The sequence below is a fragment of the Streptomyces sp. NPDC001407 genome (assembly GCF_042895325.1).
Taxonomy (GTDB): domain Bacteria; phylum Actinomycetota; class Actinomycetes; order Streptomycetales; family Streptomycetaceae; genus Streptomyces.
Genome location: NZ_JBIAWF010000021.1, coordinates 57,684 through 76,595, shown reverse-complemented (window position 1 = coordinate 76,595; position 18,912 = coordinate 57,684). Strand labels below are relative to the sequence as shown.

The window sequence follows — 18,912 nt, the reverse complement described above, 5'->3', positions numbered from 1 at the left end:
CTGCGCCTTCTGGCGGCAGCGCCCGGACAATGTGCGCCCTGTAGGACGACGGTTTCGGGGTTGAGGTTCCGCCGGGGGCCGAGCCCGGAAAGAAGTAACCATTCCGCGGCCCGCGGCGGGCCGCTCGGCAGAAAGCACCTCATGGGTCTCACCAGCATGGCGGTTCTGCTGCTTGCCATAGCGGCGGCGGTAGTGCTCTTCGCGTTGACCATTTGGCTCTGGCCCCGCCTGGGCAAGAAGAGCGTCGGATCGGTCCTGGGCCGGTTCGGCATGATGCTCGCCACTCAGCTGACGCTGTTCGCCGCGATCGGCCTCTGGGCGAACCAGTCCTTCGGCTTCTTCGCCTCGTGGGCGGACCTCTTCGGCCTGGAGAAGGGCCAGGGCGTGGTCGTCGACCACAGCGCCGGCAGCAAGCCGGTCGAGGTCGTCGGCATCCAGCAGGTGAAGGGCCACGGCTCGGTGCCCTCGATCGCGGGCAAGGTCGAGAAGGTCAACATCAAAGGGTCCCAGTCCAAGATCGTGAGCCCGGCGTACGTCTACCTGCCGCCGGAGTACTTCCAGCCGCAGTACGCCAACAAGACCTTTCCCGCCTCGGTCGTCCTGACCGGCTTCCCCGGCACCGCCGAGGCCCTGATCAAGGGCCTGCACTACCCGCAGGAGGCGCAGAAGCTCGCCAAGGCGAAGAAGATGCAGCCCACCATCCTGGTGATGATGCGCCCGACGGTCGCCCCGCCCCGTGACACCGAGTGCATAGACATACCCGGCGGCCCGCAGACCGAGACCTTCTTCACCAAGGACCTGCGCAAGGGGCTCTCCGAGCAGTACCGCATCGGCACCAAGGCCGCGAACTGGGGCATGATCGGCGACTCCACCGGCGGCTACTGCGCGCTGAAGTTCGCCATGCGTCACCCCGACTCCTACGGCGCCGCCGCCGCCCTGTCCGGCTACTACAAGGCCGCCCAGGACGCCACGACCGGTTCCCTCTTCGGCGGCAGCAAGCAGCTGGAGAAGGAGAACGACCTGATGTGGCGCCTGAAGAACAAGCCGCTGCCGCCCGTCTCCCTCCTGGTGACCAGCAGCAAGCAGGGTGAGCACAACTACGAGGACACCCTGAAGTTCATCGACGCGGCCAAGAAGCACCCCACCCGCGTCTCCTCGATGATCCTGGACACCGGCGGCCACAACTTCAACACCTGGCGCCGCGAGATCCCCGGCACCCTCCAGTGGATGGGCAGCCGCCTCAGCGCCTGATCCCCGCCGCATACAGCGAAGCCGCCCCTCACGACCTCGGTCGTGGCGGGCGGCTTCGCTTTGTGCGGTCCGCGTTTTCGCTGTGTACGGTCCGCGTCCCCGCGTCAGCGGGCGGCCATGATCAGGCTCATGGCCTCGGCACGGGTGGCGGGGTCGCGCAGCTGGCCGCGTACGGCCGAGGTCAGCGTCTTGGCGCCGGGCTTGCGGATGCCCCGCATCGACATGCACATGTGCTCGCACTCGACGACCACGATCGCGCCGCGCGGCTCCAGGATCTCCATCAGCGAGTCCGCGATCTGGGTGGTGAGCCGCTCCTGGACCTGCGGGCGGCGGGCGTAGACGTCCACCAGGCGGGCCAGCTTCGACAGGCCCGTGATCTTGCCGGTGGTCGCGGGGATGTAGCCGACGTGCGCCACACCGTGGAACGGCACCAGGTGGTGCTCACAGGTGCTGTAGACCTCGATGTCGCGGACGAGCACCATCTCGTCGTGCCCGAGGTCGAAGGTCGTGGTCAGCACCGACTCCGGCTGCTGCCACAGGCCGGCGAATATCTCCTTGTACGCACGGGCCACCCGCGCCGGTGTCTCGCGGAGCCCCTCGCGGTCGGGGTCCTCGCCCACCGCGATCAGCAGCTCACGGACGGCGTTCTCGGCCCGCTTCTCGTCGAATGCGCCGATGGAGCTCTCGGCGTCCAGCGTCACCGGGTCGGTCATGGAGTTGCCTCGTTCTCTCATGCGTGCGTTCAGGCCGACGGCGGCCACGATGCGGAAAGCCGCGCCTCCCAGGCTAATAACCTGGGGGACGCGGCATCCATTCCGGGCCTGGTGAGGGGCCCGGGTACAGCTGTTCTTCCCGGCTCAGAGCTCCGGGCGGGTGTCGTCCGGGAGCTCGGCCTGCTCCACGGGCTGGCCACCATTGCTCGGTGCGAGCTCCTTGGGGGAGAGCACCGGCGGGCGGGTGGAGGGCGTACGGCGCGAGGAGCCGGTCCACGCCGGGCGGGCCGGGCGCTTCACGATGTGCTTGAAGACCTCGGCGATCTCCTCCTTGTTCAGCGTCTCCTTCTCCAGGAGGGCCAGAACGAGGTTGTCGAGGACGTCGCGGTTCTCGACGAGGATCTCCCACGCCTCGTTGTGCGCGGTCTCGATGAGCTTCTTGACCTCTTCGTCGACCAGGGCCGCGACCTCTTCGGAGTAGTCGCGCTGGTGCGACATCTCACGGCCCAGGAACGGCTCGCTGTTGTCCGAGCCGAACTTGATCGCACCGAGCCGCTCGGTCATGCCGTACTGCGTGACCATCGCGCGGGCCGTGGCCGTGGCCTTCTCGATGTCGTTGGCCGCACCGGTGGTCGGGTCGTGGAAGACGAGCTCCTCGGCAGCGCGGCCGCCCAGCATGTACGCCAGCTGGTCGAGCATCTCGTTGCGCGTGGTGGAGTACTTGTCCTCGTCGGGCAGGACCATGGTGTAGCCGAGCGCGCGGCCGCGGGACAGGATCGTGATCTTGTGCACCGGGTCGGAGTTCGGGGACGCCGCCGCGACCAGGGCGTGACCGCCCTCGTGGTAGGCGGTGATCTTCTTCTCCTTGTCGCTCATGATCCGGGTCCGCTTCTGCGGTCCGGCCACGACACGGTCGATCGCCTCGTCCAGCATGTGGTTGTCGATCAGCTTCTTGTCACTGCGGGCCGTCAGCAGGGCGGCCTCGTTCAGCACGTTGGAGAGATCGGCACCGGTGAAGCCGGGGGTGCGGCGGGCGACGGCCGAGAGGTCGACGTCCGGAGCGACCGGCTTGCCCTTCTGGTGAACCTTGAGGATCTCCAGACGGCCCTGCATGTCCGGGCGGTCGACGGCGATCTGCCGGTCGAAGCGGCCCGGGCGCAGCAGCGCCGGGTCGAGGATGTCCGGGCGGTTCGTGGCGGCGATCAGGATGACGCCGCCCTTCACGTCGAAGCCGTCCATCTCGACGAGCAGCTGGTTGAGGGTCTGCTCGCGCTCGTCGTGACCGCCGCCGAGGCCCGCGCCACGGTGCCGGCCGACGGCGTCGATCTCGTCGACGAAGACGATGGCCGGGGCGTTGGCCTTGGCCTGCTCGAAGAGGTCACGGACGCGCGAGGCGCCGACACCCACGAACATCTCGACGAAGTCGGAGCCCGAGATCGAGTAGAAGGGGACGCCCGCCTCGCCGGCGACGGCGCGCGCGAGCAGGGTCTTGCCCGTGCCGGGCGGGCCGTAGAGCAGGACACCCTTGGGGATCTTGGCCCCGACGGCCTGGAACTTCGCCGGCTCCTGGAGGAACTCCTTGATCTCGTGGAGCTCCTCGACCGCCTCGTCCGACCCGGCCACGTCGGCGAAGGTCGTCTTCGGGGTGTCCTTGGTGATCAGCTTGGCCTTGGACTTCCCGAAGTTCATCACTCGGGAGCCGCCGCCCTGCATCTGATTCATCAGGAACAGGAAGACCACGACGATCAGGACGAACGGCAGCAGCGAGAGCAGCACCCCGATGAAGGGGTTCTGCTTCGACGTCGAGATGTTGTAGCCGTCGGAGATCTGCTTGGAGTCGGCCTTGGCCTGCAAGGTCTTGGCGAGGTCGACGCCCTGGTCGCCGATGTAGTTCGCCTGGATCTTGCCGCTGCCCTTGACCTTCTGGCCGTCCTTGAGCTCGACCTTGATCTTGTTCTCGTCGCCGGTGGTCAGCTCGGCCGATTTCACCAGGTCCTTGTTGATCGCGTTGACGACCTGGCTGGTGTCCACCGACTTGTAGCCGCCGGACGAGCCGACGACCTGCATCAACACGACCACGGCGAGGACGGCCAGCACGATCCACATGACCGGCCCACGGAAGTAGCGCTTCACGTCCATCCATACGGGGCGCGAGCGCCCCGTCCCTCCTGCCACAGTGAGGCACGGCCGCCCCTGTCAGGGGGTGCGTGCGTACGGTGTTCTGCTCGACCTTGAAAAAGATTGAAAAGACTGACCTTCGGACGGTACCCCAGCATTGTCACCCGACGCCGCCGCAGGCGGTCAACCAACCCGCCTTCCCATGCTCCAACGGCGGAAACCGCCAGTCGGTTCCCGCACGCGAGAGGGTCCCGTCCGGGCCGGGGCCCTAGCCGCCGTAGACGTGCGGCGCGAGCGTGCCCACGAAGGGCAGATTGCGGTACTTCTCGGCGAAGTCGAGGCCGTAACCGACGACGAACTCGTTCGGGATGTCGAAGCCGACCCACTTCACGTCGATGGCGACCTTGGCCGCCTCCGGCTTGCGCAGGAGGGTGACGACGTTGAGCGAGGCGGGCTCCCGCGAGCCGAGGTTCGACAGCAGCCAGGACAGCGTCAGACCGGAGTCGATGATGTCCTCGACGATCAGGACGTCCTTGCCCTTGATGTCGGTGTCGAGGTCCTTGAGGATCCGGACCACGCCGGAGGACTGGGTGCCCGCGCCGTACGACGACACGGCCATCCAGTCCATCGTGAGGGGGGTGGACAGCGCGCGCGCCAGGTCCGCCATCACCATCACGGCGCCCTTGAGGACACCGACGATGAGCAGGTCCTTGCCCGCGTACTCCGCGTCGATCTTCGCGGCCAGCTCCGCCAGCTTCGCGTCGATCTCTTCCTTGGTGATGAGCACCGACTTGAGGTCGGTGCCCATGTCCTTCTCGTCCACCCGCGCCACTCTCGTTCGTTGAAGGCTCGTCCGGCTCTGTCTCGTCCGGCCTTTTCGAGGCGAGCCGTGCTCGTTCGCACTCGTTCGAATCAGCCCTGCCGAAGGACCAGTCTGCCACCCTGCCTGCGGACCGCGACGCGCCCGGGCAGATTGATGGCCCCCTGACCGCGCCAGCCGGTGATCAGCCGGTCGACTTCCTCGATGTGCCGGGCGAAGAGCGAACCGGCCGGTGCGCCCGCCGAGATGACCGCGCGGCGCAGCACCCGGCGGCGGACGGCGGGGGGCAGGGCGAACAGCTTCGCGGCCTCCAGGGCGCCGCTGTCGTCCCGCACGGAGGGCTCGACGGCGGCGGCCCAGCCGTCGAGCGCGTCGGCGTCGTCCCGCGAGAGCTGGGCGGTGCGGGCGAGGGCCTCGACCACGCCCTTGCCGAGCGCCTTCTCCAGGACGGGCAGTGCTTCGTGGCGGACCCGGGAGCGGGTGTAGGCCGGGTCGGCGTTGTGCGGGTCGTCCCAGACGGGGAGCGACTGGACCATGCACGCCTTGCGGGCCGTCTGGCGGTCCAGTCCGAGGAAGGGCCTGCGGTAGCGGCCGCCGACGCCGGACGCGACGGCCATGCCGGACAGCGAGCGGATGCCGGAGCCGCGGGCGAGCCCGAGGAGCACGGTCTCCGCCTGGTCGTCGCGGGTGTGGCCGAGCAGGATCGCGGCGGCTCCGTGCCGCTCGGCGGCGGCGTCCAGGGCGGCGTAGCGGGCGTCGCGGGCGGCGGCCTCCGGACCGCCTTCCCTGCCGACGGACACGGTGACGGCCTCGACGGGGTCGAGGTGGAGGGCCGTCAGCCGGCTGACGACCTCGGCGGCGCGGATGTCGGAGCCGTGCTGGAGACCGTGGTCGACGGTGACTCCCCCGGCCCTGATGCCGAGCCTGGGCGCCTCGAAGGCCAGTGCGGAGGCCAGGGCCATGGAGTCGGCGCCACCGGAGCAGGCGACCAGGACGAGCGGGGGCCGGTCGGCCGGGGTGGGGGGTACGGATGCGGGTGTGGTGGGGGTGAGGACGTCGTGAAGTACGCGGCGGACCGCCAGGCGTATCGCGGCGACCGCGGGATGTGGACCCATGTCCGTGTGTCCAATCGTTCCATATGGAGATGGTCGGAGCTGCGCGAGCTTCGAGCCTCAGTCACGCTGTGTGCGTCGATGGTGACAGAAGCGAGCCATTACCCGAGCATCGCACGCCCACCCCTGGCTCACGGTCCCTCGGACGGGTGATTACGGAAGCGTTCTACCCGGAGGTGGAGCGTCCGCTTCAGGATTCCGGCTTTCCGTGCACCCGCGCGACCCAGTCCGCCGGTTTGGCGATCTCCGCCTTGGTCGGGAGGGTGTTCGGGGACGTCCAGACCCGGTTGAATCCGTCCATACCGACCTGGTCGACCACCGCCCGTACGAACCGCTCGCCATCACGGTACTGCCGCAGCTTGGCGTCCAGCCCCAGCAGCTTGCGCAGTGCCGCGTCCAGCCGCCCCGCGCCGGTCGCGCGGCGCTGCTGGAACTTCTCCCGGATCTCCGTCACCGACGGCACGACGGACGGGCCCACGCCGTCCATCACATAATCCGCGTGGCCCTCCAGCAAGGACATCACCGCCGTCAGCCGGCCGAGGATCTCGCGCTGCGCGGGCGTCTGGACCAGGTCGACGATGCTGCGCCCGCCCTCTTCCTCGTCCTGCGGCGGCCGCCCGCCCGCCAGCGACTGCGCCGCCTCCCGCACCCGCTCCAGCAGCGTCGCCGGGTCGACCTCCGTCTCGCCCAGGAACGCCTGGATCTCGCCCTCGATGTGGTCGCGCAGCCAGGGCACGCCCGTGAACTGCGTGCGGTGCGTCTCCTCGTGGAGGCACACCCACAGCCGGAAGTCGTGCGGATCCACGTCCAGTTCGCGCTCGACGTGGACGATGTTCGGCGCGACCAGCAGCAGCCGTCCGCCCCCTGCCGCGCCGGGCAGGTCACGGGTGGCGGGCGCGAACGTCTCGTACTGCCCGAGCACCCTCGACGCCAGGAACGACAGGAGCATGCCCAGCTCCACGCCGGTCACCTTGCCGCCGACCGCGCCGAGCACCGCGCCGCCGGGGACGTTGGCCCGGCGGTCCGACATCTTCTCCAGCAGCGGGCCGAGCAGGGCCCGGAAGCCGGCGACGTTCGCCTTGATCCAGCCCGCCCGGTCCACGATGAGCACCGGGGTGTCGTGCTCCTCGCCCTCCGGCGCCGGCGGGGTCATCCGGGTGAACGCCCGGACGTGCTCCTCCGAGGTCTTCGCGTGCCGCCTCAGCTCCGCCACTACCTCGCGGGCCGCGTCCCGGCCGATCTCCGGGCCCGGCCGCACGAGCCTCGTCGCGGTCGCGACCGCGAGCTTCCAGTCGACCATCTCCGCACCACCGATGCTCGTCATGGCTTCACCGTACGTGCTGCGCACGGCTGGCGGTTAGGGGTTCCTGCGGTGGGGTTCCTGTGCGGTTGCGCCTGCGGCGGGCTTTTTCCCCTACCCGCCCCTTCCCGAAACTGGGGGGCAAGCCCCCAGACCCCCGGACCGCGCTCCGCGCGGTGTCCTCAAACGCCGGACGGGCTGAATTTCACGGACCGTGGCTCGTCATCTGCGGGCCGCAGGCTACGGACCACGGTCCGCACATCCAGCCCGTCCGGCGTTTGAGGACGCGCCCGCAGGGCGCCCCCGCCGCTGGGGGCACCTCTGGGGGCACCCCCGGACGGAGTCTGGGGGAGGTAGCTGGGGGAGGCAACGGACCCGCACATCGGGGTCTGGGGCACGCGCCCCCCACGCGGCGGAGCCGCACATCAGATGCAGCCGGGAAGGGGCGGGGCTGAGGAAAAGCACCCTGCCATCACCCCCCGCAGCCGCAGCCCGCCACCGTCGTCGCCATGCGGTCCAGGACCCGCTGCGCCGCGTCGGCGTCATTCGTGCCGGAGGACATGAAGGCGAACGTCAGGAGGCGGCCGTCTGCCGAGACCGCCGTGCCGGCGAGGGTGTTCACGCCGGTCAGGGTGCCCGTCTTCGCGCGGACCGTGCCGCGGCCCGTCTCCTCGTCCGCGTACCGGCCGCTCAACGTGCCGGTGAAACCGGCGACCGGCAGGCCCGTCAGGACCGGGCGCAGCTCGGGGTGGGCGGGGTCGGCGGCGCGTACGAGCAGCTGGGCAAGGAAGGCCGCCGAGACCTGGTCCGCGCGGTCGAGGCCGCTGCCGTCGGCGATGCGGGCACCCTGGAGGCCGAGCTTGTCGAGGCGTTCGGTGACCGCCTTCGCCGCGCCCTCGAAGCTCGCGGGCTGCCCGGAGGCGAGGGCGGTCTGCCGGGCGAGGGCCTCGGCGATGTCGTTGTCGCTGTTGGTGAGGGCGCGTTCGACCAGCGCGGCCAGCGGCGGGGAGGAGACGGCGGCGAGGCGTTCCGCCTTCGCACCGGCCGCGCCCTGGGTCACGTCACCGTCGACCTTGACGCCCCGCTCGCCCAGCAGCTCCGCGAACTTCCGGGCCGCGTCGCCGGCCGGGTCGGCGGAGCGGCCCGCGGGCCCGTGGTCAGAGTCGTCGAGGCGGCCCTCGTCGGTCATCAGGGCGCTGACGGGTGCGATGTTCTCGTTGGGGCCGATGACGTGCAGGGGCGGCCCGGAGTAGAGCGAGGCGTCGTACGCGAGCTTCGTGTGGTCGGTGCCGCGCTCCTTCAGCTTGCGCGCGGTGGCCTCCGCGAGGTCCTGGAGGCTCGCCGGCTGCTGCGGTCCCGCCGCCTTGGCCGGGTGGGCGGTGAGCGTGGGATCGCCGCCGCCCACGAGCACGATGCCGTCGCCGCCCGCCACGACCGTGGTGTCGATCCGGTGGTCGGGCCCGAGCGCGGCGAGCGCGGCCGCGGCGGTGGCCGGTTTGATCGTCGACGCGGGGGTGTACGCGGTGTCGGGCGCGGAACCGTAGAGCTGCTGCCCGGTGGCGGCGTCGTAGACCGCCGCCGAACGGTCCGTGCCGAGCGCCGCGTCCTTCAGCAGCGGTTCGAGGACGGCGGCGAGGCCGTCCCGGGTGGGCTCCTGCGCGGTGGCCCGGCCGCCGAGGGCGGCGAGGACGGGCGGCGCGGTGGGCACCCGCGGTCCGGCGTGACGGCCGTCGGCGTGGGCCGCGCCCGCGGCGGCGCGGTCGAGCTCGGCCTTGCGCTGGCCGCCCTCCCAGGGCCCGGCGGCCCCCACCGCGCCCGCCGCCGCGACGAGGCCGGCCAGGGCCGACACCGCGACGAGCCGTACGGTCCCGCGCCGCTCCAGCGGGCTGTTCCGCCACCACTCACGCACCACGGACCAGCCCCTTTCGCCACCACACACCTGCGTGAGAGACACTTAATCACTGCGCCTTGCCGCGAGCATGGCACCCGCTGTAGCCACCCGCCCGGGAGGACACAGCATCATCGGACGTATGTGTTGATCATGGAGGAGCCACCCGTGGAGTTCGACGTCACCATCGAGATCCCGAAGGGTTCGCGTAACAAGTACGAGGTGGACCACGAGACCGGTCGCATCCGTCTGGACCGCCGACTCTTCACCTCGACCAGCTACCCGGCCGACTACGGCTTCGTGGAGAACACCCTGGGTGAGGACGGCGACCCGCTGGACGCGCTCGTCATCCTCGACGAGCCCACCTTCCCGGGCTGCCTCATCAAGTGCCGCGCCATCGGCATGTTCCGCATGACGGACGAGGCCGGCGGCGACGACAAGCTGCTGTGCGTCCCGGCGAACGACCCGCGCGTCGAGCACCTGCGCGACATCCACCACGTGTCGGAGTTCGACCGCCTGGAGATCCAGCACTTCTTCGAGGTCTACAAGGACCTGGAGCCGGGCAAGTCCGTCGAGGGCGCCGACTGGGTCGGCCGCGCCGAGGCCGAGGCCGAGATCGAGGCGTCCTACAAGCGCCTGGAGGCCGCGGGCGGCTCGCACCACTGAGTGGTGCCGACGTTCGACTGACGTACGCGCGGTCCCGAGTGCCTTGAGGGCACCGGGGCCGCGCGTTCGTCGTTCCAGGGGCCGCCGTCCTAGAAGCCGCGGGTCCGCTTCGCCGCGCGGCGGGACGTCGCCGCTCCCGGGACCTTGATGAACAGGCGGGCCGTCTCCGAGCCCAGGTTCACCCCGATGGCGATGGCCAGCGCCAGCGCCGCCGCCTTGGTCAGGCTGGAGATGCCGGCGCTCATCTCGTTCTTCGCGAAGTTCAGCAGCGCGAAATACGTCGCGCTACCCGGCAGCAGCGGCCCGATGGCCGCCGTGACGTACGGCAGGGCGGACGCGTAGCGGTAGCGGGACAGCAGCTGGCCGAAGAGGCCGACGAGCCCGGCGGCGATGGCCGTGGCGGGCACCGGGTCGATCTTGGCGGTGTCGGCGAGCGCCGCGTAGATCACCCAGGCCACGCCGCCGTTGAGGGTGGCGGCCAGCACGGTGTGCCGCTCCTGCTGGAGCAGCACCGCGAAGGAGAAGGCCAGCAGCATCGCGGCGATGATCTGGATCAGCGGCCGCTCCTGGTGCTCCAGCGCCGCCTCGGGGTTCAGCGTTCTGCCGCCGATGTGCACGCCGCCGTAGAGGACGACCAGGACGCCGCAGACGATGCCGACGATGAGATAGCCGACTTCGAGCAGCCGGGCCGCGGCGGTGATGTAGTAGCCCGTCAGGCCGTCCTGTACGCCCGCCACGAGCGCCCGTCCGGGGATGAGGGCGAACAGCCCACCCGTGATGACCGCCGACGCCTGTACGTGCGCGTGGGTGGCGCTGAGGGCCACGCCCATCGCGGCGGGCGGCATGGCCGCGGCGACGAACTGATAGAACTCCGGCAGCCCGCGCCCGGACGCCAGCCACGCCAGCCGGTCGCCCAGCATCGCGCCCACCGCCGCCGCCAGGAAGACCAGGGCCCCGCCGCCCACCAGCATGCTCGCCGCGCCGGCGAGCAGCCCGGAGGCGGCCGTGAGCGCCCAGCCCGGGTAGGGGTGGCGGTTGCGGCGGATCTCGGCGAGGCCGCGGTAAGCCTCCTCCAGGGTCAGCCCGCGCGAGGTGATCTCGTGGACGAGCCGGAAGACGGCGGAGAGCCGGTTGTAGTCGGTGCCGCGGCGGCGCACGGTGCGACTGGCCGTGACGGGGTCGTCTATCAGGGACGGCTGGTAGCTGACCGACAGCAGGGTGAAGGTGACGGTGGGCTCGCAGCGCCCGAGGCCGTAGGCGTGCGCGACGCCGAACATCGCCGCTTCCACGTCCTCGGCGCCCTCGCCGCCCGCGAGCAGCAGCTCGCCGATGCGCAGGGTGAGGTCGAGCACGCGGGGTACGGGCGGGCCGGGCTCGTCGGGCTTCTCCGCGCGCTCGGGCACGGGCCGCTCGCCGACCGGCATGCGCAGCATCGTGCGCATCCGGTCCTGCCAGGGCGCCTCCTTGGTGAGGCTGACCTTGGGTATGCCGTACGGCGGGGTGAAGGCGGCGAAGGGCGTGCCCTGGGTGGTGCTGGGGCTCACGGCACCCGCGGGGAGGGTGAAGGCCGAGCCTTCGGGCTCGCTCTCCGGCTCCGGGGCCACGCCCTCCGGAACGGCGAATTCCGATGTGGGGTGCTCGTCCTCGGGCGGACCGGGCAGCGGTACGCCCGGGGGTGGGGCGAAGGCGCTGCGCGCCTCGTCGGACTGCGGCTTCCGGTCCTCGACCGGGTCCGCACCACCCCGCTGCCGATCAGCCACCACACGCTCCTCGTACGCCTCCTGCCGCCTGCTACGGCCACCATGCCTGATGGGTGTCCCGCGTGCCCAGTGGGGCCCCGGTCATGCGTGCGGCGGCAGGGGGAGTACGGGGTGTCAGCGCTTGGCGTGACGGCCGCGCGGGGCCGGGCGGCCGTCGTAGGGAGGCATGGGCGCGGCGGGGGCACCAGGAGCGCCCGGGGCCCCGGGGGCGCCGGGCATGCCGACGGGGCCGGGGAGGGGGGCGGGCTCCTTCTTCGCCTTGGAGCGCGCGCGCAGCAGCTCGATGGCGACCGGGACCACCGAGATCAGCACGATGGCGACGAGGATCAGCTCGATGTGCTTGTTGACGAACTGGACCTTGCCGAGAGCCGCGCCCAGCAGGGTGACGCCGGCGCCCCAGAGGCAGCCGCCGATGACGTTGAAGATCAGGAAGGAGCGGTAGTTCATCCGGCTCACACCGGCGATGATCGGCGTGAACGTCCGGATGATGGGCACGAAACGAGCCAGGACCAGCGACTTCGGGCCGTATTTCTCGAAGAACTCGTGCGCCTTCTCCACGTTCTCCTGCTTGAAGAGGCGGGAGTCGGGGCGCTTGAAGAGCGCGGGGCCGACCTTGCGGCCGAAGAGATAGCCCGCCTGGTCACCGAGGACGGCGGCGAGCACGACGAGCAGGGCGACCAGCCACAGGGGCTTGTCGATCTGGTTCGTGGTGACGAGCAGGCCGGTGGTGAAGAGCAGTGAGTCACCCGGCAGGAAGAACCCGATGAGGAGGCCGGACTCCGCGAAGACGATGGCCAGGACGCCGATCAGACCGAACTGGTCGATCAGATAGTTCGCGTCGAGCCACTGCGGACCGAGCGCGAGTGTGGTCATGGGGGACACGGTGACAGGCTCCTGGGTCAAGGGCGCAGGCTCGTGCGAGGCCCGGGCACAGGCGGGGTGACGGGGAAGTGCGGCCCCAAAAGTACAACGTGACCGGAGGGCCCTCGGTTCCAGAGTGCCACGAAGCACGACGGTCCCCGGCCGGACTCAACCTCTCCGTCCCGGCATGCGTCCGGGCCGTTGTACGGCAAAACTGCACACACGGAGGTGGATGCGATGGGCATCGAGGAGTACGGCGGCGGGCAGTCCCAGACCGATGTGCTGGTGGTCACGACGAACGACGTGCCGGGCTACAAGGTCGACCGGGTCATCGGCGAGGTCTTCGGCCTCACGGTGCGCTCCCGGCACGTCGGCAGCCAGATCGGCGCCGGGCTGAAGTCCTTGATCGGCGGCGAGCTCAAGGGGCTGACCAAGACCCTCGTGGAGACCCGCAACCAGGCGATGGACCGCCTCGTGGAGCAGGCGCGGGCGCGCGGCGCGAACGCTGTCCTGATGTTCCGCTTCGACGTGACGGAGGCGGCGGACGTCGGCACGGAGGTCTGCGCGTACGGCACCGCGGTCGTCATCTCCCCGCGGGCGTGACGCCGGGGGCGCCGTTCCCCGGTTCCCCGGGGCGGTGCGGTGCCCCCCTCACCCTCGCGGGCGGCACCGTCCCCGCGTGGCGCGCCCGCGCCGGTGGTAGGCATCAACGCCATGGCACTGCACAAAGGCGCCCGGGAGGCGACGGAACGCGGCTATTCGGTCAATCCCTTCTACGGTGAGGCCGACCCCGTCGGCGGGATGGCCGCCGAGCCGCCGCGGGACGCGCTGCCCGAGGGGCCGATGACGCCGGACGTGGCGTACCGGTTCGTCCACGACGAGCTGATGCTGGACGGCAATTCCCGGCTCAACCTGGCCACCTTCGTCACCACCTGGATGGAGCCGCAGGCGGGGGTGCTGATGGCCGAGTGCCGGGACAAGAACATGATCGACAAGGACGAGTACCCGCGCACCGCCGAGCTGGAGAAGCGCTGCGTGCGGATGCTCGCCGGCCTCTGGCACGCGCCCGACCCCGCCGCCGTCATCGGCTGCTCGACCACCGGGTCCAGCGAGGCGTGCATGCTCGCCGGGCTGGCCTTCAAGCGGCGCTGGTCGCTCGCGAACGCCGGGCGCTACCCCTCGGCCGGCGCCCGGCCCAATCTGGTGATGGGCGCGAACGTGCAGGTCTGCTGGGACAAGTTCTGCTCCTTCTGGGAGGTCGAGGCGCGCCAGGTGCCGATGGAGGGCGAGCGCTTCCACCTGGACCCCGAGGCGGCCGCCGCGCTCTGCGACGAGAACACGATCGGCGTCGTCGCCGTCCTGGGGTCGACGTTCGACGGGTCGTACGAGCCGGTGGCCGACCTGTGCGCGGCGCTGGACGCGCTCCAGGAGCGTACGGGCCTCGACATCCCCGTCCACGTGGACGGGGCGTCCGGGGCGATGGTGGCGCCCTTCCTGGACCCCGGTCTCGTGTGGGACTTCCGGCTGCCGCGCGTCGCGTCCGTGAACACCTCGGGGCACAAGTACGGGCTGGTCTATCCGGGCGTCGGGTGGGCGCTGTGGCGGGACGCCTCCGCGCTGCCGGAGGAGCTCGTCTTCCGGGTCAACTATCTGGGCGGCGACATGCCCACCTTCGCGCTGAACTTCTCCCGTCCGGGCGCGCAGGTGGCCGCGCAGTACTACACCTTCCTGCGCCTGGGGCGCGAGGGATACCGCGCCGTGCAGCAGAACGCGCGTGACGTCGCCTGCCGTCTCGCCCGGCGCGTCGAGGAGCTCGGCGACTTCCGCCTGCTGACGCGCGGCGACGAGCTGCCCGTATTCGCTTTCACGACGACCGACAGCGTCACGCGATACGACGTCTTCGACGTGTCACGGCGTATGCGGGAGCGGGGCTGGCTGGTGCCCGCCTACAGCTTCCCGCCGAACCGGGAGGACCTGTCGGTCCTGCGCATCGTCTGCCGCAACGGCTTCTCGCACGACCTGGCCGACCTCTTCCTGGACGACCTGTGCTCGCTCCTGCCCGAACTGCGCCGCCAGCCCGGCCCGTTGGACCGCCCGGAGGCCGTCGCCACGGCGTTCCACCACTGACGCGCGCGTCAGCCGCCGGAGGGGTTCATGCCCGCCCAGGGGTCGCCCTCGTCGGCCATCACATAGGCGCCTGCCTCCAGGCGCTCGATCAGCCCCAGGGCCCACTGTTCGCCGCTCTCGGCGGTGTGGACCCACATGCTCCTGATCTCACCGATGTGGCCCCAGTCCTCGCCCTCCCCCGGTGTCCAGTGCCGCCGGATCTCCTCGCGCCAGGCGCGCAGCGACTCGACCCGCCGCTTCAGCAGGGCGATGGCCTCGGCGCGCGGCAGGTCGACCATGAAGCCGATGCCCGCGGTCACGAGGTCGACCTTCTGACCGGGCGAGGAGAGCGCTTCCCGCAGCAGCCGGAAATACTCCCGCTCGCCCTCCTCCGTCAGCTCGTACTCCGTACGGGGCGGGCCGCCGGCCTCGCTCGGCGCGGTGTCGTGCGCGATCATCAGCCCTTGCGTGGCCATGGACTTGAGCGCGTGATAGATCGACCCGGGCTTGGCGTTCGACCACTCGTGGGCGCCCCAGAACTCCAGGTCACTGCGGACCTGATAGCCGTGGGCCCGTCCGTGCTGCCGGACGGCGCCCAGCGTCAGTAGCCGGATGGCCGACATGGTTCCTCATTCCGGGGTATGCCTTGTTCACTGCCCAGCCTAGGGTGCGGGTTGCTTGCGCCTGCGGCGGGCTTTGTTCCCCTACCCCGCCCCTTCCCGAAACCTGGGAGACCCCGGACCCCCTGACCGCGCTTCGCGCGGTGTCCTCAAACTCCCCCAGCTACCTCCCCCAGACTCCGTCCGGGGGTGCCCCCAGAGGTGCCCCCAACGGGCTGGTTTTGGCTGATGTGGGTACGCAATTTCAGCCCGTTGGGGGCACCTCCCAGCGGTAGCTGGGGGAGTTTGAGGACGAGCGCCGCAGGCGCTGCGCGTCAGCCGACGTACCCGCATATCGGGGTCTGGGGCAGCGCCCCCCCCACGCGGCGGAGCCGCAAATTCAGATGCAGCCGGGAAGGGGCGGGGTAGGGGAACAAAGCCCGCCGCTGGGGGCACCTCCCAGCGTTAGCTGGGGGAGCACTCAAGCCGCACCCGGGCACGGGTCCGGGGCGGAGCCCCGGCTGCGGCGGAGCCGCACATCAGATGCGGCGGGAAGGGGCGGGGCTGGGGAAAAAGAACCCGCCGCCCCTCACCCCTCCCGCGCCTCCGCCACAAGCTCAAGCGCCTTCCGCCCGTCCAGCGACTCACGGATCACATCCGCGTGCCCCGCATGCCGCGCGAACTCCTCCACCAAGTGCAGCAACAGCCACCGCATCGACACGGAAGAACCCGGCGGGAACCACGGCGCGTCCGGCAAGGGGAACGTTTCCGTGAGGCTCGGCAGGGAGTGGATGAAGCGCGCGGTCTCCTCCGCCACCTCGTCCCACCGGGCGAGCACGTCCGCCAGGCTCTCGCTGTCGGACAGCCGGAAGCTGTCCGCCCACGTCTCCGGCTTGCGGTGGTGCTCCGGCAGGCCCTTCGCCCGGCGCACCCATTCCTCCTCGACCTCCACGACATGCTTGAGGAGTCCGGCGGGCGACAGCTCGCTCGCGCTGGGCTTGCGCGCCGCCTGTTCCTCGGTCAGGCCGAGGACCGACCGGCGCAGCGCGCCCCGCTGGGCCTCCACGAACGCCAGCAGCGTGGCGCGTTCGTCGGCCGGGTCCTTCTCGATCACCAGCGTCACCATGGGGTCCACCCTCTCGTCGTCGTCGATGAACCACCGTAGAAGGCAAGGCGGACAGCACAGGTCCTACATGCCGCGCGTCAGAACGGGAATCTGCTGCGCCCGTGCTGGATCGAGATCCACTTGGTGGTCGTGAAGGCGTCGACCATCGAGTCGCCGTTCAGCCGCCCCACCCCCGACTGCTTCTCCCCGCCGAAGGGCACGATCGCCTCGTCGTGGACCGTCCCGTCGTTGACGTGGATCATCCCGGTGTCGATGCGCTTGGCGACGCGTACGCCCCGCTCGATGTCCCGCGTGTGCACCGCGCCGCTCAGCCCGTACGGCGTGGCGTTCGCGATCCGGACGGCCTCCTCCTCACCGTCGAAGGGGATGAGGAGGGCGACCGGCCCGAAGATCTCCTGCGCCAGGACCGGCGAGTCGGCCGCGAGCCCCGTGAGCACGGAGGGCGCGACCAGCGTGCCGTTGATCTCGCCCCGCAGGAGCGCGGTCGCGCCGTCCGCGACGGTCTGGTCCAGCAGGGTGTTGACGGCCTCGGCCTGGCCGGCGTTGATCAGCGGGCCGATGTGGGTGGCCGGGTCGCCCGGGTCGCCGACCTTCAGGGACTTGACCTTGGCGACGAACTTCTCGGTGAACTCCGCCTCCACGGACCGGTCCACGAGCACCCGGTTGGCCGCCATGCAGACCTGCCCCTGGTGGATGAAGCGGCTGAAGACGGCCGCGTCCACGGCGTAGTCCACGTCCGCGTCGTCGAGGACGATCAGGGCGCTGTTGCCGCCGAGCTCCAGCACGGTCCGCTTGAAGTGCGAGGCGGCGACGGTGGCGACGTGCCGGCCGACCTTGTCGGAGCCGGTGAAGGAGATCACGCGGGGCACCGGGTGCTCGATCAGGGCGTCCCCGATCTCCGCGATGTCGGTGACCACGACGTTGAGCACTCCGGCGGGCAGCCCCGCCTCCTCGAAGACCTTGGCCACCAGTCCGCCACCGCATATAGGCGTGTTCTGGTGCGGCTTGAGGACGACGGCGTTGCCGAGGGCGATCGCGGGCGCGACGGACTTGATGGACAGCAGGAAGGGGAAGTTGAAGGGGCTGATCACCCCGACGACCCCGACCGGCAGCCGGTAGAGGCGGTTCTCCTTGGTGTCGTCCGGCGACGGCAGGATGCGGCCCTCGGCGCGCAGCGCGAGGTGCAGTGCCTCGCGCAGGAACTCCCGCACCAGGTGCAGCTCGAAGGCCGCCTTCACGGCCGTGCCGCCGCACTCCGCGGTGATCGCGGCGGCCAGCTCCGGCTCCCGCTCGTCGATCACCCGCAGCGCCCGCTCGAAGACGAGCCGCCGGGTGTACGGATTGATGGCGCCCCACTCCTTCTGGGCGCGCTCGGCGGCGCGATAGGCCTGGTCGATCTCGTCCACACCGGCCACGGTGATGGAGGCGAGCTTCTCCCCGTCGTAGGGGTTGAAGTCGACAATGTCCCAGGAGCCGGTGCCGGCCCGCCACTCGCCGTCGATGTACTGGAAAGCCAACTCGTCGAAGTAGGACATGCGCCATCCCTGCCTGGAGGTACGGGGGCGCTCACGGCGCCCGAACCGGAATGCAGACTCCTGATGGGACGTCATCGTACTGATGTGTCACAGCAGTTGAAGCAGTCGCCTCAACAGATCACGGCTGAGCTCCGGCGAGAGGCTGTCCTCGTGCAGGCGCTCCATCACCCTGCCGTACTGCGCGACCTCGTCGGGCTTGTCCAGATACAGCGCACTGGTCAGCTGCTCCAGATAGACGACGTCGGACAGGTCGGACTCGGGGAAGCGCAGCATGGTGAAGGCGCCGCTCTCCCCCGCGTGCCCGCCGTGCGCGAACGGCATCACCTGGAGCGTGACATTGGCCTGTTCCGAGATGTCGATGAGGTGCTCCAGCTGGCCGCGCATGACGGCCTCGCCGCCGTAGGGGCGGTGCAGCGCCGCCTCGTCCAGCACGGCGTGGAAGTGCGGGGCGCGCTCGGAGAACAGCAGCTTCTGGCGCTCCATGCGCAGCGAGACGCGGCGCTCGACCTCCGCCTCGCAGGCGGTCGGCTGCCCGCGGACGACGACGGCCTGGGCGTAGCCCTCGGTCTGGAGCAGGCCGTGCACGAACTGCACTTCGTAGATGTTGATGTGGGACGCGGCGCCCTCCAGTCCCACATAGGTCTGGAACCAGCCAGGCAGCACATCGCCGTAACTGTGCCACCAGCCCGCGACGTTCGCCTCGCGGGCCAGCCCCAGCAGCGCCTCGCGCTCCAGCTCGTCGGTGACGCCGTAGAGCGTGAGGAGGTCCTCGACGTCCCGCGCCTTGAAGCTCACCCGGCCCAGCTCCATGCGGCTGATCTTCGACTCCGACGCCCGGATCGAGTAGCCGGCCGCCTCGCGGGTGATCCCGCGCGATTCCCGCAGCCTCCTGAGCTGTGAGCCCAGAAGTATGCGGCGCACCACAGAACCGCTCGACTCGCTCGTGGCCATCTTCGCGACTCCTCCTTTTCCGGTCCCTACCCGGTCGTGCCGCTTCCGCACCCTCCCGGGGCGACCCCCGCTACCCCCGGCGCCGAAGTCTGCCACCTCCGGGCTC

The 18,912-nt window shown here is 70.6% G+C and carries 16 protein-coding genes; 4 read left to right on the top strand and 12 right to left on the bottom strand.

The window, feature by feature from the left end; genetic code table 11:
• The first annotated feature begins 141 nt into the window (after positions 1 to 141).
• On the top strand, positions 142 to 1,251 hold the full coding sequence (locus ACFY1P_RS25915) for an alpha/beta hydrolase-fold protein (protein ID WP_361530429.1): 1,110 nt from the start codon (positions 142 to 144) through the stop codon (positions 1,249 to 1,251).
• A 104-nt stretch (positions 1,252 to 1,355) separates the two neighbouring features.
• On the opposite strand, the gene folE is transcribed toward ACFY1P_RS25915, so the two are convergent.
• The 6 genes from folE to dacB form a co-directional block, all read right to left on the bottom strand.
• Positions 1,356 to 1,964, bottom strand: a complete 609-nt coding sequence (gene folE, locus ACFY1P_RS25910) for a GTP cyclohydrolase I FolE (protein WP_361530426.1) — start codon at positions 1,962 to 1,964, stop codon at positions 1,356 to 1,358.
• Between the two features lie 144 nt (positions 1,965 to 2,108).
• Positions 2,109 to 4,103: an ATP-dependent zinc metalloprotease FtsH gene (ftsH, locus tag ACFY1P_RS25905; RefSeq protein ID WP_361530423.1), complete on the bottom strand. Its 1,995-nt coding sequence runs from the start codon at positions 4,101 to 4,103 to the stop codon at positions 2,109 to 2,111.
• 247 nt (positions 4,104 to 4,350) lie between these two features.
• A complete protein-coding gene (hpt, locus tag ACFY1P_RS25900; protein ID WP_102918723.1) occupies positions 4,351 to 4,890 on the bottom strand; it encodes a hypoxanthine phosphoribosyltransferase in 540 nt (179 codons plus the stop codon).
• A 104-nt stretch (positions 4,891 to 4,994) separates the two neighbouring features.
• Positions 4,995 to 6,017: a tRNA lysidine(34) synthetase TilS gene (tilS, locus tag ACFY1P_RS25895; RefSeq protein ID WP_361530420.1), complete on the bottom strand. Its 1,023-nt coding sequence runs from the start codon at positions 6,015 to 6,017 to the stop codon at positions 4,995 to 4,997.
• Positions 6,018 to 6,204: 187 nt separating this feature from the next.
• Complete coding sequence (locus ACFY1P_RS25890; protein ID WP_361530417.1) at positions 6,205 to 7,338, bottom strand: zinc-dependent metalloprotease; 1,134 nt, start codon at positions 7,336 to 7,338, stop codon at positions 6,205 to 6,207.
• Between the two features lie 448 nt (positions 7,339 to 7,786).
• A complete protein-coding gene (gene dacB, locus ACFY1P_RS25885; protein ID WP_390751999.1) occupies positions 7,787 to 9,226 on the bottom strand; it encodes a D-alanyl-D-alanine carboxypeptidase/D-alanyl-D-alanine-endopeptidase in 1,440 nt (479 codons plus the stop codon).
• A 144-nt stretch (positions 9,227 to 9,370) separates the two neighbouring features.
• Between dacB and ACFY1P_RS25880 the strand changes: the two genes are divergently transcribed.
• Positions 9,371 to 9,868, top strand: coding sequence for an inorganic diphosphatase (locus tag ACFY1P_RS25880; RefSeq protein WP_045933001.1), 498 nt, complete (start codon positions 9,371 to 9,373; stop codon positions 9,866 to 9,868).
• 89 nt (positions 9,869 to 9,957) lie between these two features.
• On the opposite strand, the gene ACFY1P_RS25875 is transcribed toward ACFY1P_RS25880, so the two are convergent.
• Both ACFY1P_RS25875 and ACFY1P_RS25870 read right to left on the bottom strand, forming a co-directional pair.
• Positions 9,958 to 11,631, bottom strand: a complete 1,674-nt coding sequence (locus ACFY1P_RS25875; RefSeq protein WP_390751998.1) for a threonine/serine exporter family protein — start codon at positions 11,629 to 11,631, stop codon at positions 9,958 to 9,960.
• Positions 11,632 to 11,742: 111 nt separating this feature from the next.
• Complete coding sequence (locus ACFY1P_RS25870) at positions 11,743 to 12,501, bottom strand: VTT domain-containing protein (protein ID WP_361530408.1); 759 nt, start codon at positions 12,499 to 12,501, stop codon at positions 11,743 to 11,745.
• A gap of 225 nt (positions 12,502 to 12,726) precedes the next feature.
• Here ACFY1P_RS25870 and ACFY1P_RS25865 point away from each other — a divergent pair, with 225 nt between their 5' ends.
• Together ACFY1P_RS25865 and ACFY1P_RS25860 are read left to right on the top strand one after the other, a co-directional pair.
• Positions 12,727 to 13,092: a YbjQ family protein gene (locus ACFY1P_RS25865; RefSeq protein WP_301893448.1), complete on the top strand. Its 366-nt coding sequence runs from the start codon at positions 12,727 to 12,729 to the stop codon at positions 13,090 to 13,092.
• A gap of 111 nt (positions 13,093 to 13,203) precedes the next feature.
• The gene (locus ACFY1P_RS25860) at positions 13,204 to 14,616 is read left to right on the top strand and encodes a glutamate decarboxylase (protein ID WP_361530405.1); all 1,413 of its coding nucleotides are present in this window, start codon (positions 13,204 to 13,206) and stop codon (positions 14,614 to 14,616) included.
• Positions 14,617 to 14,624: 8 nt separating this feature from the next.
• Here the strand turns inward: ACFY1P_RS25860 and ACFY1P_RS25855 are convergent, their stop codons facing one another.
• The 4 genes from ACFY1P_RS25855 to ACFY1P_RS25840 form a co-directional block, all read right to left on the bottom strand.
• The gene (locus tag ACFY1P_RS25855; RefSeq protein WP_361530402.1) at positions 14,625 to 15,218 is read right to left on the bottom strand and encodes a PadR family transcriptional regulator; all 594 of its coding nucleotides are present in this window, start codon (positions 15,216 to 15,218) and stop codon (positions 14,625 to 14,627) included.
• Positions 15,219 to 15,783: 565 nt separating this feature from the next.
• Positions 15,784 to 16,320, bottom strand: a complete 537-nt coding sequence (locus ACFY1P_RS25850) for a DinB family protein (RefSeq protein WP_361528877.1) — start codon at positions 16,318 to 16,320, stop codon at positions 15,784 to 15,786.
• Between the two features lie 77 nt (positions 16,321 to 16,397).
• Positions 16,398 to 17,855, bottom strand: coding sequence for an aldehyde dehydrogenase family protein (locus ACFY1P_RS25845; RefSeq protein WP_390751997.1), 1,458 nt, complete (start codon positions 17,853 to 17,855; stop codon positions 16,398 to 16,400).
• Between the two features lie 87 nt (positions 17,856 to 17,942).
• Positions 17,943 to 18,806 carry a helix-turn-helix transcriptional regulator gene (locus ACFY1P_RS25840; RefSeq protein ID WP_361528873.1) on the bottom strand — a complete coding sequence of 288 codons (864 nt, stop codon included), beginning with the start codon at positions 18,804 to 18,806 and terminating at the stop codon, positions 17,943 to 17,945.
• Between the last annotated feature and the right edge of the window lie 106 nt (positions 18,807 to 18,912).